Origin of the sequence: Halopseudomonas nanhaiensis (assembly GCF_020025155.1) — a bacterium.
Classification (GTDB): domain Bacteria; phylum Pseudomonadota; class Gammaproteobacteria; order Pseudomonadales; family Pseudomonadaceae; genus Halopseudomonas; species Halopseudomonas nanhaiensis.
The window spans coordinates 2,688,572-2,708,487 of the sequence record NZ_CP073751.1; the positions used below are offsets into that span (position 1 = coordinate 2,688,572).

The following is a 19,916-nucleotide window of genomic DNA, read 5'->3' on the forward strand; positions in this document are numbered from 1 at the left end:
GCTGAACCAGAACCGTGCGCCAGACGCTGACGGTCCCGCTTTTGGTGCACCGGTCGGTCGCTCGCCGCTTGCGCTCTGCCATTCGTCGCGCCGCGTTGCAAAACTTCTGGCGACACAGAGAATGGGCGGATCGACAGCTGCATTCGATTCCCTCGTGCTGTCGCAAACGGAGCAATACATGATGGACACCACCTGCTGGCCCCTGCCCTACCGTGTGAACCCCGCGTATGGTCGCAAGGTCGCCTACTTTTCCATGGAATTTGCCATTGACCAGGCCCTGAAGATCTACTCGGGCGGCCTGGGCTTTCTGGCCGGATCGCACATGCGCAGTGCCTATGAACTGCGCCAGAACGTGATCGGCATCGGGATGTTGTGGAAGTACGGTTACTACGACCAGTCGCGCAACGCCGATCAGACCCTGCGGGTGGATTTCACCAAGAAGTACTATCCGTTTCTGACCGATCCAGGCATTCAGGTCACGGTGCAGGTCAACGGTCATGACGTGAAGGTCAAGGCGCTATGTCTGCCCGCGCAGGTGTTTGGTAGCGCGCCGCTGTATCTGCTGACCACCGACATCCCGGAGAACGATCACCTCGCCCGCACCATCACCCATTGCCTGTACGACGTCGAACCGGCCGCGCGTATTGCGCAGAGCATCGTGCTGGGCCTGGGGGGAGCCAAGGTGGTCGAAGCGCTGGGCGGCGCTGATCTTTATCATATGAATGAGGCGCATGCGCTGCCGCTGGCGTTTCATCTCATGGATCGCCTCGGTGACGCTGCTCAGGTGCGCAAGCACGTGGTGTTTACTACGCATACCCCCGAGAAGGCCGGCAACGAGGAGCATGAGACCTCGTTTCTGAAACGCATGGGCTTCTTCGGCGCGCTCAGCCACGAGCAGGAAGTCAGCCTCACCGGCATACACGACCATCTGTTCAGCCACACCCTGGCCGCGTTGCGCGTATCCCACGCCTGCAACGGCGTCTCCCGTCTGCACGGCGCAGTCGCCAACCAGATGTGGGAAGGCAATGATGGCATCTGCAGCATTGATGCGATTACCAACTCGCAGAACGCCCTGTTCTGGCAGGACAAGAAGCTGCGTCAGGCGCTTGACCGTAACGACCCGAAGCGCCTGGTCACTCGCAAGAAGGAAATGAAGGACGACCTGTTCCGTATCGTTGCCGATCAGACGGGCAAGCTGTTTGACCGCAACGTGCTGACCATCGTCTGGGCGCGACGCTTCGCGCATTACAAACGTGCCACGCTCCTGCTGCACGATTTCCATCGGTTCCTGGCAATGATCGAGCGCACCGATCGTCCGGTGCAGATCATCTGGGCCGGCAAGCCGTTCCCCTTCGATCACGACGCCATCAGTGTCTTCAATGGCCTGGTCCGGCTCTCGCGCAAGAAGCGCAACATCGCCGTACTCACCGGGTATGAAATCGAGCTGTCACGCCAGTTGAAACAGGGCGCGGATGTCTGGCTGAACACCCCGGTACGGCCGCGGGAGGCCTCAGGCACAAGCGGCATGACGGCAGCGATGAATGGCGCCGTGAACTTCTCGATCAACGATGGCTGGATTCCGGAGTTCGCCCGCGATGGCGAGAACAGCTTCATCATTCCGGTTACCGAGCCGGGGTTGAATGAGCATGATCAGAACGAGGCTGACTACCACAACCTCATGGCGATTCTGGAAGAACGGATCATGCCGCTGTATTACGACGAACCGCATAGATGGATCGACATCGTGATGGCCAGCATGCGTGATGTAACCCCGGCATTCGATTCCGATCGTATGGCAAGGGAGTACTACGAAAAGCTCTACACCTCTGGCATTTGCTGAACGACGCCGTCGCGACCAGGTAGCATCGGGCGGAACCTTGTCTCCGCCCGATGCCTGGGACACTGCCAATCCAGTCCGCTGCTACGGACACCTCACCGAACACACCCACCTCTCACCCCCCTCATGACGCTTACAAACGTTATGTTGTAACGCACTCAAGTGTTACTGTATAACCTTTCCACATTAAGTAGCAGGCAGGTATTACCCGGAGAGGTGGTATGCAGAATCAGTCAGGCGACAATCGATTACCCGTGACGGTGCTGTCAGGTTTTCTGGGCGCTGGCAAAACCACACTACTCAACCACGTGCTGAAAAACAGAGCCGGATTGAGGGTCGCGGTGATCGTCAACGACATGAGCGAGGTCAATATTGATGCCAGCCAAATTCAGCGGGAGGTGACCTTCAACCGAGCCGAGGAAAAGCTGATAGAACTCAGCAACGGGTGCATTTGCTGCACGCTGCGCGAGGATCTTCTGGAACATGTCAGCGAGTTGGCCAGAGCACAGCGGTTCGATTACCTGGTGATCGAGTCGACGGGAATATCCGAGCCGCTGCCCGTGGCGGAAACCTTCACCTTTCGAGACGAGACAGGCCGCAGCCTCTCCGACCTGGCCCGTCTGGACACCATGGTTACGGTGGTCGACGGGGTGAATTTTCTGACCGACTTTCATGCGGCAGAGATGCTTGCCGAGCGAGGCGAAACCGCTGACGAGACGGACGAACGCTCGATCACCGACCTGTTGATAGAACAGATTGAATTCGCCGACGTCATCCTGATCAGCAAGACCGATCTCATGTCCATCGCGGAACGTTCCGAACTGCAGGCCATTCTTCGACGGCTCAACGAGCACGCGCAGGTCATCCCGATGGCCCAGGGAGCAGTCTCTCTCCCCACCATACTCAATACCCGGCGTTTCGACTTCGAACGCGCCGCTTCCGCGGCCGGTTGGCTCAAGGTGATGCGGGACGAGCAGATCCCCGAAACCCAAGAGTACGGTATCGCCTCCACCGCCTATCGGGCCCGCCGGCCTTTTCATCCCGAACGCTTCCATGCGTTTCTGCGAAGCGAGTGGACCAACGGCCGACTGTTGCGCTCCAAGGGGTTTTTCTGGCTGGCGAGCAAGCCAGAACTGGCGGGCAGTTGGTCACAAGCGGGCGGATTGATTCGCTACGGATTGGCAGGGCGATGGTGGAAATATGTACCGGCTGAAGAGTGGCCTAAGGACCAGGAGAGCAAAGCGCTGATCATGCGCGACTGGCTTCAGGGTATCGGCGATTGCCGGCAGGAACTGGTGTTCATTGGTCAGAACATCGATTTCGGCCGGCTTGCAGATGAGCTCGATGCCTGCCTGCTCGATGACCAGGAGCTTCGAACCTGGCCCGCACAATGGCGCGACCGCAGCGATCCGTTCGGTCAATGGTAGGTAGACGACCGTGACGGGCCGCGAACCGCCGGTTCCGGCTCGGGTCGCGTTGAGCGAGCCACTGCATTGTCGTATATTCCGAGCTTACGAACAGCGGCTTTTCACCGACCCTGGAGTCCCATGCCAAAGCCTGTCGGTGATCCACAACCTCGTCCTCTCGATGACACGCAGCGCCGGCTCGAGGCTGTGCTGGACAATGCAACGGTCGCAATCATCCTCATGGATCATCGCCAGCAGTGCGTGTACATGAACAAGGCAGCCGAAGTGCTGACCGGCTATCGGCTGCAGGAAGTTCTGGAGCTGGACCGACCGCTGCATGACATCATTCATCACACCTACCCGGACGGCCGCCCGTTTCCACTGCACGAATGCGCCATCGACCGTGCCTTTCCCGAACACAATCAGACCCAGGGCGAAGAAGTCTTCGTACACAGGGACGGGTCCTTCTACCCGGTCGGGTTCACCGCCAGCCCGGTGCGGGATGAAGCCTCGAACACGGTGGGCACCATTATCGAAGTGCGTAACATCCGCGCCGACAAGCAGGCCCAGGAGCGCCAGCGGCTGTTGATGAATGAACTCAACCACCGCGTAAAGAACACCCTCGCTACCGTGCAGTCGATCGCCTGGCAAACCTTCAGACAAACCGAGCCTGAGAGTCTGAATCTGTTCCAGGGTCGGTTGGGTACACTGGCCCGGGCGCACAACCTGTTGACAGAGACCGCCTGGGAAAGCGCGTCGCTCGCCGCCGTGATCGATCTGGCTATTGATCCCTTCGACAGTCAGCGCGTCCTCCTGCGCGGCCCGGATTGCGCAGTCAGCCCGAAGGTGGCTGTCAGCCTGTCCATGGTCTTGCATGAACTGGGAACCAATGCGCTGAAGTACGGTGCCCTGAGCGGGGCGAACGGCTGTGTGGAATTGCGCTGGGCATTGGGCGCAGCCGGCGAGCTGACCATAAACTGGCAGGAACTGAACGGGCCACCCGTCGTGCAACCTGTCAGGCGGGGGTTCGGCACAAGATTGATCGAGCGCCAGCTCGCGATGGAGTTTGGAGGGACCGTTGAACTTCAGTTCCCTCCGGAGGGACTTAACTGCCGAATGCAGTTGCGCCTCCCTCAGAACGTGCCCGACATGAGTTTGCCGGATCCACAAGGACAATGAACCACGACGCGATATTGACCGGCTGCAGCGTGCTGCTGGTAGAAGACGAAAGTCTGGTGAGCATGATGGCCGAAGACGCCCTTCTGGATGCCGGCTGCGAGGTGCTATTGGCCATGCGTCTTCAGGAAGGACTTGCCGTTTGCGCAACGGCCAACATCGATTTCGCTATTCTCGACGTCAACCTGGGCGGGGGGATCCTGAGTTACCCCATCGCCGCAGAATTGCAGCGACGCGGCATTCCGTTTCTGTTCGCTACCGGCTACGCCGCGACAGAGTTGGCTGCGGACTATGCCCTTTCTCCTGTAATCGAGAAGCCCTACACACCCAGGGAGCTGCTCGACGCTGCGCACGGTTTGCTTACAGGCACGGCTGCAGTCCCTACCCCGCGTTAAGAGGCCCGCACCTCGCACCGTACCCGTGTTCAATAGCCGGAAGCGAACCCCCGCCATGACCTGACCCACCCCTTCCGGATCTTGAAAATGCGCATGATGCGCAGAACCCTACTACGCTGGTCATACGAGGCTGATGGCCGGAAAGGGAACGCACATCATGACCAGTGACGGACCACACCAGACTAGAATGCTATGGATGGACATGCTACGTGGCGTCGCAATCTGCCTTGTCGTCATGTATCACTGTACCGTCTACATGTACGAAAAATACCCCGATGCTTTCGCCGGGTTAAAGTACGCAAGCGAACTCGTCGGCCCCCTTCGCATGCCGGTCTTGTTTTTCCTCTCAGGCATGCTTTTGGCCGGCTCGATCAAGAAGGGCCCGAAACGTTATGCATTGGGAAAGATCAATAATCTGGTCTACCCGTTTGTAGTGTGGACCCTTGTACTGTATCTGCTGTATGAAGTGCGTGAAATCGCACTGGGCCTACCTTCGGAAATCGAGTTGTTCACCGCGCTGGTTTACGATCCCTGGCATCACCTCTGGTTTTTGCATTACCTGAGCGTCTACTACATCCTTGGTTACTTCCTGTTCAAAGCCGGATTCGTAGTCGCTGCGCTGGTCGCCGTTTCCCTGTATGCAGTGGGGTATCCCACCGGGCATGGGTACTTCACCGCGCTGTTCATGTTCTTTGTCGCCGGCGCATTCGCCAATCGCTCCTCCAATCTCGCTCGATGGATAGATGCACATGAGGCGCAAGTGGTCTGCGCCGGCTTGCTGGTGATCGCCCTATGCATGACGGGAGTGATTGTCGGACTGCTCCCGATGGCCAAACACAACCTGACCTATTGCATCGTAGCGGCGGCGGGGCTTCCTATCCTGATAAGTCTCACGAAACGCGCCGAACACTGTCGGATTGCTCCTGCTCTTGCATATCTCGGCCGCAATTCACTGGTGCTATATATGGTCCACGTCCCGGTGGGTATCGCTATTCCATTGCTGATCGAGCGCACCGAATGGAACCCAGTGCTGGTGTATCCGGCCTACCTCGCTGTCGTGTTTACGGCATGTCTGGGAGTTGTATGGCTTCGACAGCGCTCGAAGAGCGTCGACCTGATGTTTTCTGCTGAGCAGCTCTATCCGCGGCGTCACAAGGATAAACTAGCCAGGCCGGCAGAACCGGATGTTTGATCATCCAGCCGCTCTCCCCCGTTCCGCATTCACGATCTGCCTCTGCAAGCACGACCATGAGCGATAGCGGGACGCTGATTGACGGCCCGCCCCGCGCATTCATGGGAGGCCCTACCGTTCAATAGTGCTGGCGCCGGAAGCGGTTCAAGGCGGCACTCTCTGCCGCATTGTGCACGAGAGATAACATCCACATGCCCTGTGGCCACGCTTAACGAGGAACACACCATGCCCCAATCATCTGCCACCGTTCAGACGCAACATGGCAGCTTGTATATTTCCAGACTGTGCAAGCACTGGAGCCATCGTTTCGCTGTGTCACAGACCGATGCAGAGGGGCGCATCGACTTCGGCGATCAGCAGCACTGCGTTCTCCAGGCGGTCGCTGATGGGATCCGTATGCAGATTCATGCGCCAGACCGGGAAACGCTGGAATCCCTGGAGCGCGTTGTGGTGGACCATCTCTCACGCATGGCCAATCATGACAAGCCAAGCGACGCCGTCTGGGTCAGAAGCTGAAGCTGACCTCAACGTGCCGGGATTGATTGTGCTGCGCAAGGCGCCCGGTTCGATTGAGACACACACGGCCGCGGCGCTTGGTTGCTATCCGTAAACACACTGGAGGGAATCTGTTGAACAGTACGAATGCGTTTACGATCCGCCATGCGGATCCTGAGCGGTACCGTCGGGAGACCCGCAAGAGCACCTTGATTGTGGCGGTAAGCTTTGCCGTGCTGGCGATGTGTTTTTCCGCTCTCGCTGTAGCGCTGTTCGGTAGCCCGGAAAGCGACAATTTCCGCTGGAATCTGACCGGTGTCGCCCTCGGGCTTATCGCCGCAGTCATCCTGGTCCGCACTGTCTTCTGGAGTCAGCCGTGGATGGAATCAGCCGCCTATGGCTGGCGGCTCAAGCGCAGCCTGATGCGCATTACCGACATCATGCACCATGTCGAGAGTGGCGTAAAAACGCGCTCGCCCGAGGCCATGAAATTACTGCGCTTCTATCATCTGGGCCAGATTGAAATGCATCGGCTAGATGGCAATACACAGGCATTGCACGATATGAGCGGGGAGATGGAAAAACACAGAGAGGCCATGCAGGAAGACGGCCTGGATACAAACCAGTACCGACTCGATCCTGCCTGGTTGGACCACCGGAAGTGGAAGGGTTTTGAGTTGCGGTAGCCTGCCATCCGCCTCTATCGGTAGCGCAGGTTGCTGAACGTCATGAGTAACCTGCCAAGCTGAACGCACCTCTTCAGGAAACAACCAGGAGAGGTGATGATGGCGGCCGATTGCCGAAGCCAACATGGAGAAATACGGAGCAAGCAGGACAACACGAAATTCAGCGCAAAAAAATACCCCGTCAACCTTTTCCAGGCTGTGGGGTATTTTGTTGGCTACAAATCAAATCTTGCTATAAACCCTTGATTTGCAACCGCATCTGGCGGAGAGAGAGTCCGCCGCATACCGAGCACTTACGCGCATTGTCGCGAACGGTTGCGCATTACGAATCTGATTTTGAAGGCTTTTATCTTCTCTTCGGCGCGCATGACGTCTCATGCAGTGGCACCCAATTGTATGTTCTATGTTGGGTAGGATGATGGGTAAGCTCATCGCCGCTAGAGCATTCTGCAAGCCCCCCATGCCATGTATCGAAGCCCCACCCTAACGATCCGCGGAGCCTGCACTGAATCGCCCCGGGTTCTGTGGAGGCCGTTTCGTTTAAGTCAGGCCGCTATGGCCTGACCTGTTTGTTGCTGGTGGAAGTTTGCCTCAGCCTCCGCAGGCGGGATATACCCGATTGAGCTCAACAGCCGTTGGTGGTTGTACCAGTGCACCCATTTCAAGGTTGCCATCTCAACAGCTTCACGACTCTTCCATGACTGACGGTAAATCAGTTCAGCCCTTGTACAGCCCGTTGATAGTCTCGGCCAAGGCGTTGTCGTAGCTGTCGCCCTTGCTCCCAACTGAGGGCTCTATACCGGCCTCTGCCAGTCGTTCGGTGTAGCGGATTGAGACGTACTGACTGCCACGGTCGCTATGGTGAATCAGGCCACCCATACGATGTGGCTGTCGGGCGTACAGCGCTTGCTCCAGGGCATCCAGCACGAAGTCGGTCTTCATGCTGGTACTGACTCGCCAGCCGACGATGCGCCGTGCAAAGACGTCAATCACGAAGGCCACATACAGCCAGCCCTGCCAGGTCGAGACATAGGTGAAGTCCGACACCCACAGCTGATTTGGGCGATCGGCATGGAACTGGCGCTGTACGCGATCCAGCGGGCAGAGCGACTTGTCGCCGGCCACCGTTGTCCGCACGACCTGGCCGCGCCTAATGCCCTGCAATCCAGCCCGACGCATCAACCGTTCCACCGTGCATCTGGCCGTCTCGATGCCTTCTCGCCGGAGCTGCTTCCAGACCTTCACCGCGCCATAGCACTGCATGTTGGTGTTCCACACCCGCTGGATTTCCAAGATCAACGCGTCATCGCGCCGAGCACGGCAACAGCGCAGTTCCGGGTTGCGCTGCTGCGCCGCGTGCCGGCGGTAACCGGACGGGGCGATCTGCAAGACACGGCAGATCGACTCGACCCCGAGACGGTCACGATGCTGATCGACAAATGCCCTCAGGACTTGGTGCGGCGGTCGAGCTCCGCCTGGGCAAAATACGCACTGGCCAGGCGCAGAATCTCGTTGGCTTTGCGCAACTCACGGTTCTCACGCTCCAGGGCTTTGATGCGTTCGCGCTCTTCGGTGGTCGGCCCAGGACGCTGACCGGCATCAGTCTGGTGGCGACGAATCCAGCCATGCAGGGTTTGCGCTGCACAACCAATCTTCGGGGCGATGGCCTCAATGGCCGCCCACTCGGAGGGGTAGTCGTTCAGGTGCTCCAGAACCATGCGCACAGCACGTTCACGGACTTCGGGGGAGTAGGTCGTAGTCTTTCTCATAGCCTCATCTTCTCAAGAGTTGAGGCCTCCACGAAACCCGGGGCGATTCATTCTTCCCCTAGAGCTTCATCGTGAGCGTCTAGCATCTTGGCTGTCCACCGCGTCACACCCTCGATTCTTTTCGGCAGCGGGAACTTGCCTCTTCTTTGCCACCTCCAGATCGTAGAAGGGCTCACCTTGTAACGCTCTGCTACTTCTTTGACCGTGAAAAACATGTCCTTCTCCTGCTGTGGGTTTGTCAGCGGAGCTTGACGGATCACAGCACAGCCTGGGGTCGGCTAATTCATGAAATTCAGCGTTTAACGCTGCGCGGGAGCGGCAGGCCTGCCCTGGTTGAAGCAACTCTATCAGTAGTCGGCAGCACCGAGATGAGCCGAGCCGGTAAGTATGCGGTCGAGGAGCGGATTGGGCATGTCGTCACTTAACTAACTAATTGGCGACATGCCTCATGTCGTCAATAGTGAACATGCCCCTACTCTCAAACACGGCGTTCTGGCTCGGACATGTCTTTAGCAATTGGCGAGATGCTTTCGATGTCGTCAATCAATTGATTGACGACATGCCCCTTATGTCGTGCCACAGCGTAGAGATAAAGGTCCCCGTCTCTCATTCGAAATGCCTTGAGCTGCCGTTTTTTTTAAGACTCGCCACACGCTGCTTCGAAGGTCGGTTGCTCAGCTAGGCTTCGGCTTGCTCTCGCTCACCCATTGATCACGGATCTCTTGAGCAGCGATAAGCGCTTGATCCATTCCGCCGTAGTTTTTTGCTGAAAAGTATCGTTGGTTAGGCTTTCCGAGCACTGCTTTTCGGACCAGATACCCTCCGGGTACACAAGTGATGTAGCGCATGTCGATCTCGGCGGGTTCTAAGGCGGTGCGGTCGTTGCTGAGGTTGTTCGTGGCCTTTCCCTTATTGAGGTGTTCTTCTGCTTCGATCGGCCAAGCCTGCTTGTCCGCTTCCGACGTCCCGGCCGCATCGTCCCGTTTGCGCTTCTCTATCCACGAACCTGCGATACGATCCATGACCTCGGTTGGGATGGAGACGGTCACGCTCTCCTTCTGATTTTCCCAGCACCGTTCGAAGATGATCCCTGTGGGATCTTCGATCTTGAGAAACACGTCTTCGCTGCCGTGAGAGAAAAGCTCCTCATACAGATGAAATGCCGAGCCTGCGACGATGGAGATTTTGGTGCTCATGAACTGTTCCTACGGGGTTTCAGGACGGATCCGTTTAGGTATTGGCGTATCGCCGTCCCCTGGGTAGTCAAAGACGGGGCTCATCAAAAGCAGCGCCAAGCCTTGGTCATCAAGCACTGCCGAACTCAACTTCTCGTAAACTGCTGCCACGGACGCTAGATGGCGCTGCTCCGGGTAATGGCGCAGGAGAGCCTGTGCAGTTCGCCTGACATCGTCCGGCACCGCTAGGTTCTGCTTCAGGCTCAATAGGAATTCTCTTGTCTCCAGCACAGCTTTGGTCCGCTCATCTGGCATCGTCATTGGCCAGACCCTTCATCGCTCGTCATCGTCACCGACAAAAACCACCGGCTTGGGCTTGGTATTCAGATACGTGGTTTTGCGTCTCAACGAAGCTGCCTCCTCGGGAGTCCCCTGGAACGAATGGCCTGGATCCAGGTATTGCTTACCTCCTGTGCAGGTGAACAGCCGCGAGACCCTACCGTCCTCGGTTCTGCCTTCCTCAACCTGCTCAATGAACCCCAGCTCCATGTCATAACTAGCGGACGCCTGTCTGGGCAGAAGAATGCTTATTCCATGGCTCGCGACACCGGGTTCAACCAGTCTGAGCGCGTCGTCGAACTGACTCACGAGAAACCGTTGCCAATTCGCCTCCCCTTCCTCCACGTCATAGAGAACTTCGACGATGTAGATCGGAATATTCAGGCCCAGCTCGACCATCGCGTAAAACCGCTCGCCCATGGGGAGTACGCCTTTGTCGAGGAAATCGTTGATCAGCCAGCTTGCGTGGGTCGTGAAAATCACTAGGTCCTCCGTTGGAATACTGTCGGCACGAACTGGCTTGCCGAACCGTGCGCCGCATCATACCGCAGACTATAGTCCGTAGACCATGAGTCGCACCAGTGGTGTTCTGCGCTCATGGAACAACAGAAACCTATCCAGGCCGCGTTTGGCTCAGTGCTGCGTACTTCGCGTCGCAATGCGGGGCTGTCTCAGGAAGCGTTGGCGCTCGATTGCGGACTCGATCGCACCTACATCTCGCTGCTTGAACGCGGCCTCCGGCAACCAACCCTGGAGTCCCTTTTCGCGATAGGTAGAAGCTTGCGCGTCGCACCTCATCAGCTCGTTAAGAAGGTCGAAGATTCACTGAGCTAATCAAGCTCCGTTCTTGCCAGTGGAATTGCCCTATTCCGATAATTAGACGACCCACGTCCCTACCACCTCACCGTACGCTTCCCATCCTGGGGTGCGCTTGCTGCTTTGACGTTTGTTGAGAGAATCCCCGGTATACGGTTGCCAGGCCTGACGAAACGGACCTCGGCGGCTCTTGCTCAACATGCCGGTTTCCTGATTGATGCCTCGTATCGCTAAAGAATTATCCGCAACGGAAGTCAGACGATTGACCGCTCCGGGGCTCTACGCCGTTGGAGGCGTACCGGGGCTTTTGCTCCAGGTCGGCTCCGGACAATCACGCTCCTGGGTCCTACGCACCATGGTCGGAAGCAGACGTCGAGACATTGGTTTGGGCGGTTTTCCCGCTGTGACCCTGGCCGATGCACGGCTCACCGCTCGGGAGATGCGAGATTCGATTCGCTCCGGCATTGATCCCATCGAGGAGCGCAAGCAGGCCAAGGCCTCGCTTGTGGCCAGTCAGGCGCAAAGGCGCACCTTCGCCGAGCTGGCTCGCGAGGTGTATGCGGTCAAGCAGCTGGAGTTTAAAAACGCAAAGCACTCAGCCCAATGGATCAATACGCTCGAAACCTATGCGTTCCCGCACTTCGGTGATCGGGCCATCGCTGAAATCAGCGCTGACGATGTCCTTGGCGCGCTTCGCGATCTCTGGTTGACTAAGAACGAAACCGCTACACGTGTCCGCCAGCGGATGGATAATGTGTTCACCTACGCCATCCAGAATCGCTACTGCAGCGGCCCTAGTCCGGCATCTTGGGCGGAGTCGCTGAAGGGCCGGCTGCCGGACCCTTCCAAGCTGGTCAAGAAAGCCGGAGGGAAGAAACACCATCCGCGTGTGTCGATCGAGGCGGTGCCGGGCTTCATGAAAGACCTCATGACACGAGAATCTGTCAGTGCTCGCGCCCTCGCCTTCGCCGTTCTCACCGCAGCACGATCTGGCGAAATTCGAAGCGCCGCCTGGGATGAAATCGATCTTCAAAGTCGTGTCTGGACCGTGCCGGCTGAACGGATGAAATCCGGTCGGCTGCATAGGGTGCCGCTGTCGAGCGAGGCTGTACGTCTGCTCGAATCCTGCTCTCGCACGCGCGGATCGAGGCTTATATTTCCCGGCAAGGGTGGCAATCCGTTGTCCGATAACACGCTGTCGAAACTGATCAAGAACATGCACGAGCAGGCCGTGAAAAAGGGCGGCACGGGATATATCGACAAACAACAAGGGCGCATCGCGACTCCGCATGGCACGGCTCGTAGTACGTTTAAGGACTGGTCGCGACGCAACACCAGTTATCGCATGCCCAGCGGCGATGTGAGCAGCTTTCCGGATGAGTGGGCTGAGCTGGCTCTAGCTCACGTCAATGATGACGCCACCCGAGCGGCTTATGCTCGGGACGAGCTACTCGAAGAGCGACGGATTCTTATGCAGGCTTGGGCCGATTATGTGATGTCTGGCCAGGGGAAGCGGCGCTGAGTTCAGCGCTCGCCTCGGACTGATTACGACTGGGAGCGTTTCTCGCGCTCCGCCTTCATGAATGGCTTCGGCGGCGTTCCGGCCTTGTCACATAGCTTCCACAACTCAACCAGCGCATAGTAGTGGTTCGCTAGGGTGGTATCGGCCAGCTGCATCATCCGTTCACTGCGCCAATAGCGAATCACCTGTCTGGCACCGATTTGCAGAGGCGAGGTGAGACCCTCCGATGCGCAGAACTGTGCAAACTGGATCATCCTCGCGTGCTGCTGCCTGCGGTTTTTTTTGCCGCCTTTCTTGCGATAGGCCCTGGTGCGTTGGTGAACTGCCTGGATTAGCGGGTGCATCGCAGGCCTCCTACATACGCAGCTACGACGCTGATCCGATTATGGCCCAGCTCACGGGAAATGATGCGTCGGGCATCATGATCGATCTGCCGGTCAACAATCCGTCCTGAAACCACCGGCGCGGGATGACCGGTCAGCTCGGCGTAACGCCGACAGGCATAGGCCGCTCGCAGGTCATGGTATTTGTGGATACGGTGCGCCTTCAGCGTTAACCGCGCTGCCTTGAGTTGCCCCTCTCTAAAGTTTTTCCAGTCGAGATCCGACGGTATTACTGATCTCCCCTGGCTCTGGACGCTCGCAGCGGTTCGTAGGGCGGCGAACTGATCTATACGGATCACGGGCACGGTTCTGGATCTGCCACCTTTGGTGCCGTCAGTCACGTCGATCGAACCGTGCATTTCCGCCTGCCTCAGTGCTTTCGCGGCATCAAGCAGCGAAGCTTCCTTAAGGCGCAAGCCAAGGCTTTTGGCGAGAAGCGTTACTGCAGCTGCTGCGGTTTGCCCCTTGCTCCGCATGTCCTCGACCGCTGACTGCACATCTGCATCATCCATCCCGGACGGGGCGAATCTTCGAACAGCCACGCGCCGCGCGATGCCGCAGTCAGCCACCGGCTTGACTGTGCGCCAAGACCGATTGGCCAAATGCATGACGGTATTCACCGCACTAACCAACCGCTGCGCGTACGCCGCGGCGTAGAGGTCGTCTAGCACATCGTCAGCCAGACCCTCTCCGTACGATTTCACCAAATCGAAGGTGATCTGTTCGAGGCGTCTGATGCCCAGTTCGTAGGCATGCTCGGCGAACTTCAGCCACGCCTGATCGACACTGGCAATTGACTGGAAAGAAAGGGACTTCTTAGCTGCTTCTCTGTTGAGCAGCAGGCGCCCCGCTGCTCGCATGTTTCGGGTTCCAACTCCGGCATTTCGCATAGTCATAAAAATACTTCGATCGATGCATAGTGAGGGGGCCGCCGCCGTACAGTTCGGTCATGAGCTGTCTGACGACCCCGGTTATTTTTCGCTCATGGCCGAAAAACCGTACGGTCAGTTCTGTTTGCGCTCGATTCGTTCGAGGCGGACGCAAGCGAGTGACGTTAAGTGCGGGTGTCACAGTCCCGGTATTTGCGATTGCCACGTTTCTTTCTCCTACAGGTGCTGGCCGGGCGCGCTACGCCCCGAGATGGGGACGAGCAACCTATCCGCGGATGAAGTTATGGACGTATGGAAGTGCTTTTCACGCGTTTTCACGCTGCGAGCGTTGGCTGGAAGCCCCGGGAGTCGGCGTCTCCAGAGGTTTTTTTTCAATCCGTTACTGTCGAGACGATCTCTTCGAACGGCGGGGTCGCTTAGGCTTCAGTCGCTTGGTTACGATCATAGGATCGGGACACTTGGCATGGGCTTATCGGGGTCGGTAGAACAACCGTTTATTGGAGGCTGGACGGGGCCAGCACTTAGGGAAGTGAGCAGAAGCTCGTATTGCTAATACATCGATTTGAATAGCCGGACGGACCGGCGTGAGAAAAAGCTGTTTGTTTCGAGCGCCCAGCTAGCGCTGCTGAGCCTGGATCAGCCAGGACTCGGGTCGAACGTGCGCAGTATAGACGCGCCTCCTGCGGTAGGTGATGGCTGTAATTCACCTTTTTTCGCAATAGGACCGCTAGCAACCAAAGCGGTGGACGTTTGGGGGCTCGCTATCTGCTGCCTCGTGCCGGCGGGAGTCGGTTTAACGAAGAGCCATCTAGCCGGATAATGTACTGGTGCGTCGAAGTGTACCTGTAGGTTCACAATGAGTACCTTTCGCTATCGAAACGCATGCACTCGATGTAACGGTTCACGATGAAGGACTGACAAAGGTAGCCGTTGTGAACCTACAGGTTCACAACGGCTACCTTTATAGAAATCGGAAGACCCGACCCCGACACTTCCGATCTGCGGTTGACGAACCGCTCAGCTTTCATACATTACGTTCCTGCGGAGCCACCAACGACTGCTAGGCTTGTGCTCGATTTTGAGAACTACGCCCTGCCCTCCTACGATTTAACACGTTACGCTTCGCCCCTCAGACGAAGTATCACCAGCGCAGCGTGACCGACCTCTCTATCGGATTAGCTCATCCGCAGCGGCACTAGCAGTCCTCCTGGCTGAATGCCTTTTCTCGTTGAAGGCGAAAGGAGTCGCTATGCAGCCCAGCCAGACTGAGCGGACTGAACGCACGTTTATGATCTTTGGAATCTGCGCGCTGGTCGTTCTGCTGACCATCGGAGCCGCAGCCGTCGACGCATTCGTGCGAGGTGTTGCTCCAGACGAAATTGTGCGAGCGCTATTTGCAGGCGAAGCCGCTGTTCTATTTTATCCAACCACCATGCTTTGCCTTGCATGCTTCTGGATGGTTCTCTATTTGCGGCTGGGACGCGAATCATGACGGGCGCTGATGTAAGCCTTTACTTACCGGATGCGGTGTCAATCGCTTCTGGTCGAACTGTTCATTCAAGCCTAACCTTGCGCTTAGGGATGAGGCAGGAATCCACCGGATAGGGTTACGGAAAACGCCAGGACGGCAGACCTCAAGGATGACCAAGGACGGATCGGTCAGCTTGGATGACCGGAAGAATCGAAAGAACCTCGCTTCGGCGAGGTTTTTTTATGCGCGATGCGAGAGTAGCGCGGTAGACCATCGCATCAGCACCACTTCGAAACGTTCATCGGCGGCCTCGCGAAGCTCGTTGTGACAAATGCAACGGCGTTATACTGTATGCACATACAGTACTAGCAAAGGCATGCGTCATGAGCACTGCAGATATTCTTGCGCCCCTTGGTAGCTCCGCCATCGAGCTTCCCTTTTTTTCAGCCCGGGTTCCTGCCGGGTTTCCTAGCCCTGCTCAAGACCACATGGAGCAGTCGATTTCATTGGATGCGTTGCTGGATATCGATGCCCCGCATACCTATCTGGTGCGGGCCCATGGCGACAGCATGGTCGGAGCAGGCATCTTCGACGAAGACGTGCTGATCGTCAGCCGCGCCGCCACGCCGAAGCACGGCGACATCATCATCGCAGCTATCAATGGCGACACGTTCGTGAAGCGCCTGACGTTCCAGTCAGGCCAGGTCGTGCTCTGTTCAGAAAATCCCAAGTACCCGCCACGCTATATCCTGGAAGGCGATGAGCTGCTGGTATGGGGCGTTGTGACCGACAGCATCCGCCGGCACGGTAACCATGCCTGACCGTGCCATAGCTCTTATTGACTGCAACTCGTTCTATGCTTCATGCGAAAGAGTTTTTCGGCCCGATTTGCTTCGGACCCCTATCGTTGTGCTAAGCAACAACGATGGCTGCGTCATTGCCCGGTCAGCCGATGCCAAGCCGTTCGTGAAAATGGGTGCGCCGTATTTTCAGATCAAGGACGTATTGCGACAGCACGGCATCCTGGCCTTCTCCAGTAACTACGAGCTGTATTAAGTTAAGTGGAATGCTTTTGAGCTAGTCTGATTTCGTTGACGCTCAGGGGACGCCCCATGACCACTCTGCCTTTGCACGCTCAAGTGTTAACTCGCCATCCCAGTGTTCAAGAGTGGCTGGAGCTACTGGGTAATCTGGGGCGTGCGCCGGCCACCCTTGACGCCTATGGCCGTGGCCTTTCGCATTATTTATTACATTGCGAAGGACGCGGGTTGAGACCCGAATTCGCGACATTCGAACAGGTCACGCTCTACATCCGTGAGCTGTTACCGGGCGCAAAGAATGCAGTAGCAAATTCGACCTTGCAGCAACGACTCACCGCCATCAGGTTGTGGTACGACCACCTGGTTTTCCAGGGGCTTCGCAAGCAAAACCCTGTCCCTCGTGGGCAACATGGTCGGCTGTTACAAGTACCTGGACATGAAGGGTTCGTCAGGGGCCTAGTCCCACGGCTAACTAAGCTGCCGCAGATTCCGACCGATGAGCAATGGCGTCACTTTCTCGGTATTGCGGCCAGGTCGTCTATCCGTGATCGGCTCATGCTGTCGCTGGCGTATTTTGGGGCTCTCCGCCGCTCCGAGTTGGTAGCTTTGCGCATTGAAGATTTAGACGTTGCACATCGCCTGATTTCGGTTCGGGCAGAAACGACCAAGGGCAAACGCAGCCGTGTTGTGTGCTATAGCCCAAACATTGCACCCACCTTAATTGAGCATCTATATGCTCTTCGCGGCGCGGGCTGGATAAGGGGTTCGTTGTTTCGATCTGAGTCGGACCGTAATCGAGGCTCGTCACTGACCCGTTGGACGTGGAGTAAAACGGTCGAAGGGTGGGCCAGGGAAGCGAACCTACCGCACCTGAGCACGCACACCTTTCGCCACCTTCGGCTTACCCATCTGGCCCGTGCTGGCTGGAAGCTTCATGAATTAACCACATATGCTGGGCATCGAGACCCCAAGACTACTTTGATTTACCTTCACCTATCGGGCGCGGATCTGACTGCAAAGATGGCGCATTCCGTGGGCAGTCTGGATGCTCGCATGGTCTCTGAACTCTTCGAGCATCAGGCATCGCAATGACCGCTCCCTCCGTCACCCCTTATGTTCCGTTCGATGCGAGCCAGTACGAACGTCAAAGCGACCTATCGAATCTGGAGCTGACCATACCTTCAAATCGCCTTCACCGCTCAGACTGGAGCTACCTCGAAGCCGAGCTCCCCGGGCTCATGCGGCCGCTGGCTGATCTAGCGGCTCATAGCGGCGTTTCTCAGCGACTCGCGATCTCGTCGGTGGGAGCCATTCTGTGGAACGTTAGAAAGACTGGTATACCCTACTGGCATTGGTCTGAACCGCAGTGGATGACTCTGCTTCATGGTCGAGCGGGGTCACGGCCGTATCTCGCTTCCGTCGCCTACCACCTTGGCGGTTTTCACACCCCGCAGCGTATCGCCAAATTCCGGCAGCCGGCCATATACGCGTCTGTTATCTTCGGCCATGAAGTGTTCAGACATGAGCACGCTCGCTTGAGCCAATCCTTGAGATCGCTGGGCTACGCTGCCCGCCATCTTGAGCAGTTCCTTTCCAGTGTGCTGGGAGCCTTGATGTTAGAAAACGGCGATCCGCGACTGGAGACGTTTACTGAGGAACTGCTGCTCAAAGGCCAACAGCATCGAAGCGAAGGTATCGCGAGATCAGTCGGTAAGGTGTCTCACGGCCTCGCTGCCATGGGAATTTTGGCGAAACCTTTGCGCATGCGAGGCTATATCTCTTGGCGGGAAAAAAGCATCGAAGGTATCGACGCTACTTGGACAATGTGGTGTCGCCGTTGGCGAGAAACCTCCACCTTACGCCCCCGCACACGTGAAAGTAATTACAGTTTGATATTGAGAGTCGGTGTCTGGCTAGCGCGGGAGCAGCCAAGCATTTCCGCGCCGACCGATTGGAGCATGTCCACTTGCGCTGCGTTTATCGGTGCTGTTGACCGGATGACGGTCGGTGAGTGGGCTTTGGAGTCGGCAAAGGGAACGCAGCTTAAAGGACTTGGCCAACCTATCGCTGCCAACTCCAAGCGTGGCTTTCTGCATGCCTTGCGACGCTTTTTTACAGATTTCGAACTCTGGGGCTGGGGGCGTCTGAAGTTTAGTCCGCGTCATCACTTGGCCACGCCGCGATCCGTGGCGTTTAACTCGGGCGTCAACCCCCGCGTTATTGACGACTCGACTTGGCTCAAACTGATTTGGGCGAGCCTAAATCTCGAACGTAAAGATTTACTTTCAGAGATTCATTATCCCCTATCGATGGTACAAGCCATTGCTGTGGTATGGACTCACGCGGGCTTGCGCAGCAATGAAATCATGCGGCTGGACAAAGGGTGCGCGCATCCTCAAACCAGTGATGTGGTGCACGAGGATGGAACCGTCGTTCCAGCAGGGACCTTATGCTATCTCGACATTCCTGCCAGCAAGACATTCAAAGCGTTCGTCAAACCGGTAGCAGTGGCCGTGAAGGAGCGCATCGACGCCTGGCTGGCGAATCGACCTACCAATCAGGCCGCATTGCTCGATGAGCGAACCGGGGAGAAAGTCTGCTACCTATTCCAGTTTCGAGGCAAGCGCATAGGCTCCGGTGTCATCAATGGCACCATCATTCCGATGCTATGCGCCAAGGCAGGTGTACCACTGGAGGACAGTCGCGGTCGAATCACCAGCCACAGAGGGCGTGCCTCCGCAGTGACGGCGCTTGCCAGCGTCCCTCAAGGCATGTCGTTGATTGAGCTGATGCAGTGGTCGGGCCATAGCTCGCCAACTTCGACGTTACACTACATCCGAATTCGGCCAACCAAGCTGGCGGCATCCTTCGTTAAAGCCGATCAAATGGCGCACATGGTTTCCGTCTTGATCGACCATGAAGTAATTGCACGCCATTCAGCTGAACCCTACACCTTCTACGACCTGGGCGACTCGTACTGTTCGAATCCTTTCTGGAGCAGCTGTCCACATCGTATGGCTTGCGCGGGCTGCGATTTCAACTTGCCGAAGGCCAGCGCTAAAGCTCAAGTGTTGGAGAGCAAGGCGTCTGCGAGAAGATATCTCGAAACGGTGCCATTGACAGCTGAAGAGCGAGCGATCGTCGAGGGCGACTTAGAGAAGCTGAACGGCCTCATCCGCAAGCTCGACAACGTGCCAACCTTGGATGGAAGAACGCCAGCGGAAATAGGTAAGACGGAACGATAATCACGACATGAACGTAACCGGCAGCATGACAGGGCGAACGGCCTTGCCAGGGTCTGGCATTCATGCGGGCTTGGGACAG

General features: G+C 57.2%; 19 protein-coding genes, 2 pseudogenes and 1 other annotated feature. Of the genes and pseudogenes, 14 read left to right on the forward strand and 7 right to left on the reverse strand.

All coding sequences use genetic code 11. The annotated features are described in order from the left end of the window. The first annotated feature begins 178 nt into the window (after positions 1–178). The 7 genes from glgP (at position 179) to KEM63_RS12220 (ending at position 7,187) form a co-directional block, all read left to right on the forward strand. Complete coding sequence (glgP, locus tag KEM63_RS12190) at positions 179–1,840, forward strand: alpha-glucan family phosphorylase (protein ID WP_223652010.1); 1,662 nt, start codon at positions 179–181, stop codon at positions 1,838–1,840. Between the two features lie 218 nt (positions 1,841–2,058). Further along, entirely contained in the window at positions 2,059–3,264 is a 1,206-nt protein-coding gene (zigA, locus tag KEM63_RS12195) for a zinc metallochaperone GTPase ZigA (RefSeq protein ID WP_223652012.1), read from the forward strand. 120 nt (positions 3,265–3,384) lie between these two features. Beyond that, on the forward strand, positions 3,385–4,422 hold the full coding sequence (locus tag KEM63_RS12200) for a sensor histidine kinase (RefSeq protein ID WP_223652014.1): 1,038 nt from the start codon (positions 3,385–3,387) through the stop codon (positions 4,420–4,422). Then, the gene (locus KEM63_RS12205) at positions 4,419–4,814 is read left to right on the forward strand and encodes a response regulator (RefSeq protein WP_223652016.1); all 396 of its coding nucleotides are present in this window, start codon (positions 4,419–4,421) and stop codon (positions 4,812–4,814) included. The genes KEM63_RS12200 and KEM63_RS12205 overlap by 4 nt, the downstream gene beginning before the upstream one ends. 196 nt (positions 4,815–5,010) lie before the next feature. Then, a complete protein-coding gene (locus tag KEM63_RS12210; RefSeq protein ID WP_223652018.1) occupies positions 5,011–6,006 on the forward strand; it encodes an acyltransferase family protein in 996 nt (331 codons plus the stop codon). Positions 6,007–6,231: 225 nt separating this feature from the next. After that, a complete protein-coding gene (locus KEM63_RS12215) occupies positions 6,232–6,522 on the forward strand; it encodes a DUF2218 domain-containing protein (protein ID WP_223652020.1) in 291 nt (96 codons plus the stop codon). 77 nt (positions 6,523–6,599) lie between these two features. Beyond that, entirely contained in the window at positions 6,600–7,187 is a 588-nt protein-coding gene (locus KEM63_RS12220; protein WP_423747804.1) for a DUF3087 domain-containing protein, read from the forward strand. 545 nt (positions 7,188–7,732) lie between these two features. Here the strand turns inward: KEM63_RS12220 and KEM63_RS12225 are convergent. The 5 genes and pseudogenes from KEM63_RS12225 to KEM63_RS12240 form a co-directional block, all read right to left on the reverse strand. Next, a pseudogene (locus KEM63_RS12225) lies at positions 7,733–8,956 on the reverse strand (IS3 family transposase). Next, positions 8,562–8,678 (reverse strand) — a sequence feature (AL1L pseudoknot). Its footprint overlaps the pseudogene before it by 117 nt. A gap of 47 nt (positions 8,957–9,003) precedes the next feature. Next, positions 9,004–9,171 (reverse strand): helix-turn-helix transcriptional regulator, encoded by a 168-nt coding sequence (locus KEM63_RS17035; protein WP_223652022.1) that lies wholly within the window; start codon positions 9,169–9,171, stop codon positions 9,004–9,006. 459 nt (positions 9,172–9,630) lie between these two features. Then, positions 9,631–10,152, reverse strand: coding sequence for a hypothetical protein (locus tag KEM63_RS12235; protein WP_223652024.1), 522 nt, complete (start codon positions 10,150–10,152; stop codon positions 9,631–9,633). 9 nt (positions 10,153–10,161) lie between these two features. Further along, on the reverse strand, positions 10,162–10,452 hold the full coding sequence (locus KEM63_RS16995; RefSeq protein WP_341481920.1) for a BPSL0761 family protein: 291 nt from the start codon (positions 10,450–10,452) through the stop codon (positions 10,162–10,164). A 12-nt stretch (positions 10,453–10,464) separates the two neighbouring features. Further along, on the reverse strand, positions 10,465–10,953 hold the full coding sequence (locus KEM63_RS12240) for a hypothetical protein (protein WP_223652027.1): 489 nt from the start codon (positions 10,951–10,953) through the stop codon (positions 10,465–10,467). Between the two features lie 114 nt (positions 10,954–11,067). Here KEM63_RS12240 and KEM63_RS12245 point away from each other — a divergent pair, with 114 nt between their 5' ends. Both KEM63_RS12245 and KEM63_RS12250 read left to right on the forward strand, forming a co-directional pair. After that, positions 11,068–11,304: a helix-turn-helix domain-containing protein gene (locus KEM63_RS12245; protein ID WP_223652029.1), complete on the forward strand. Its 237-nt coding sequence runs from the start codon at positions 11,068–11,070 to the stop codon at positions 11,302–11,304. 199 nt (positions 11,305–11,503) lie between these two features. Further along, positions 11,504–12,808, forward strand: a complete 1,305-nt coding sequence (locus KEM63_RS12250; protein ID WP_223652031.1) for a tyrosine-type recombinase/integrase — start codon at positions 11,504–11,506, stop codon at positions 12,806–12,808. A gap of 23 nt (positions 12,809–12,831) precedes the next feature. Here the strand turns inward: KEM63_RS12250 and KEM63_RS12255 are convergent, their stop codons facing one another. Next, positions 12,832–13,152 (reverse strand): hypothetical protein, encoded by a 321-nt coding sequence (locus KEM63_RS12255; protein ID WP_223652033.1) that lies wholly within the window; start codon positions 13,150–13,152, stop codon positions 12,832–12,834. Then, complete coding sequence (locus KEM63_RS12260) at positions 13,140–14,051, reverse strand: integrase domain-containing protein (protein ID WP_223652035.1); 912 nt, start codon at positions 14,049–14,051, stop codon at positions 13,140–13,142. Before KEM63_RS12260 ends, KEM63_RS12255 begins: the two co-directional genes overlap by 13 nt. Before the next feature lie 1,279 nt (positions 14,052–15,330). Here KEM63_RS12260 and KEM63_RS12265 point away from each other — a divergent pair. From KEM63_RS12265 to KEM63_RS12285, 5 genes and pseudogenes are all read left to right on the forward strand, one after another. Next, positions 15,331–15,573, forward strand: a complete 243-nt coding sequence (locus tag KEM63_RS12265) for a hypothetical protein (RefSeq protein WP_223652037.1) — start codon at positions 15,331–15,333, stop codon at positions 15,571–15,573. Between the two features lie 362 nt (positions 15,574–15,935). Next, positions 15,936–16,373, forward strand: coding sequence for a LexA family protein (locus KEM63_RS12270; RefSeq protein WP_223652039.1), 438 nt, complete (start codon positions 15,936–15,938; stop codon positions 16,371–16,373). Then, positions 16,366–16,605, forward strand: a pseudogene (locus tag KEM63_RS12275) (Y-family DNA polymerase); the annotation flags it as partial. The gene KEM63_RS12270 and the pseudogene KEM63_RS12275, both read left to right, overlap by 8 nt. A 59-nt stretch (positions 16,606–16,664) precedes the next feature. Continuing rightward, a complete protein-coding gene (locus tag KEM63_RS12280; RefSeq protein WP_223652041.1) occupies positions 16,665–17,684 on the forward strand; it encodes a tyrosine-type recombinase/integrase in 1,020 nt (339 codons plus the stop codon). Next, positions 17,681–19,837 carry a site-specific integrase gene (locus tag KEM63_RS12285; protein WP_223652043.1) on the forward strand — a complete coding sequence of 719 codons (2,157 nt, stop codon included), beginning with the start codon at positions 17,681–17,683 and terminating at the stop codon, positions 19,835–19,837. The genes KEM63_RS12280 and KEM63_RS12285 overlap by 4 nt, the downstream gene beginning before the upstream one ends. The last annotated feature ends 79 nt before the right edge of the window (positions 19,838–19,916 follow it).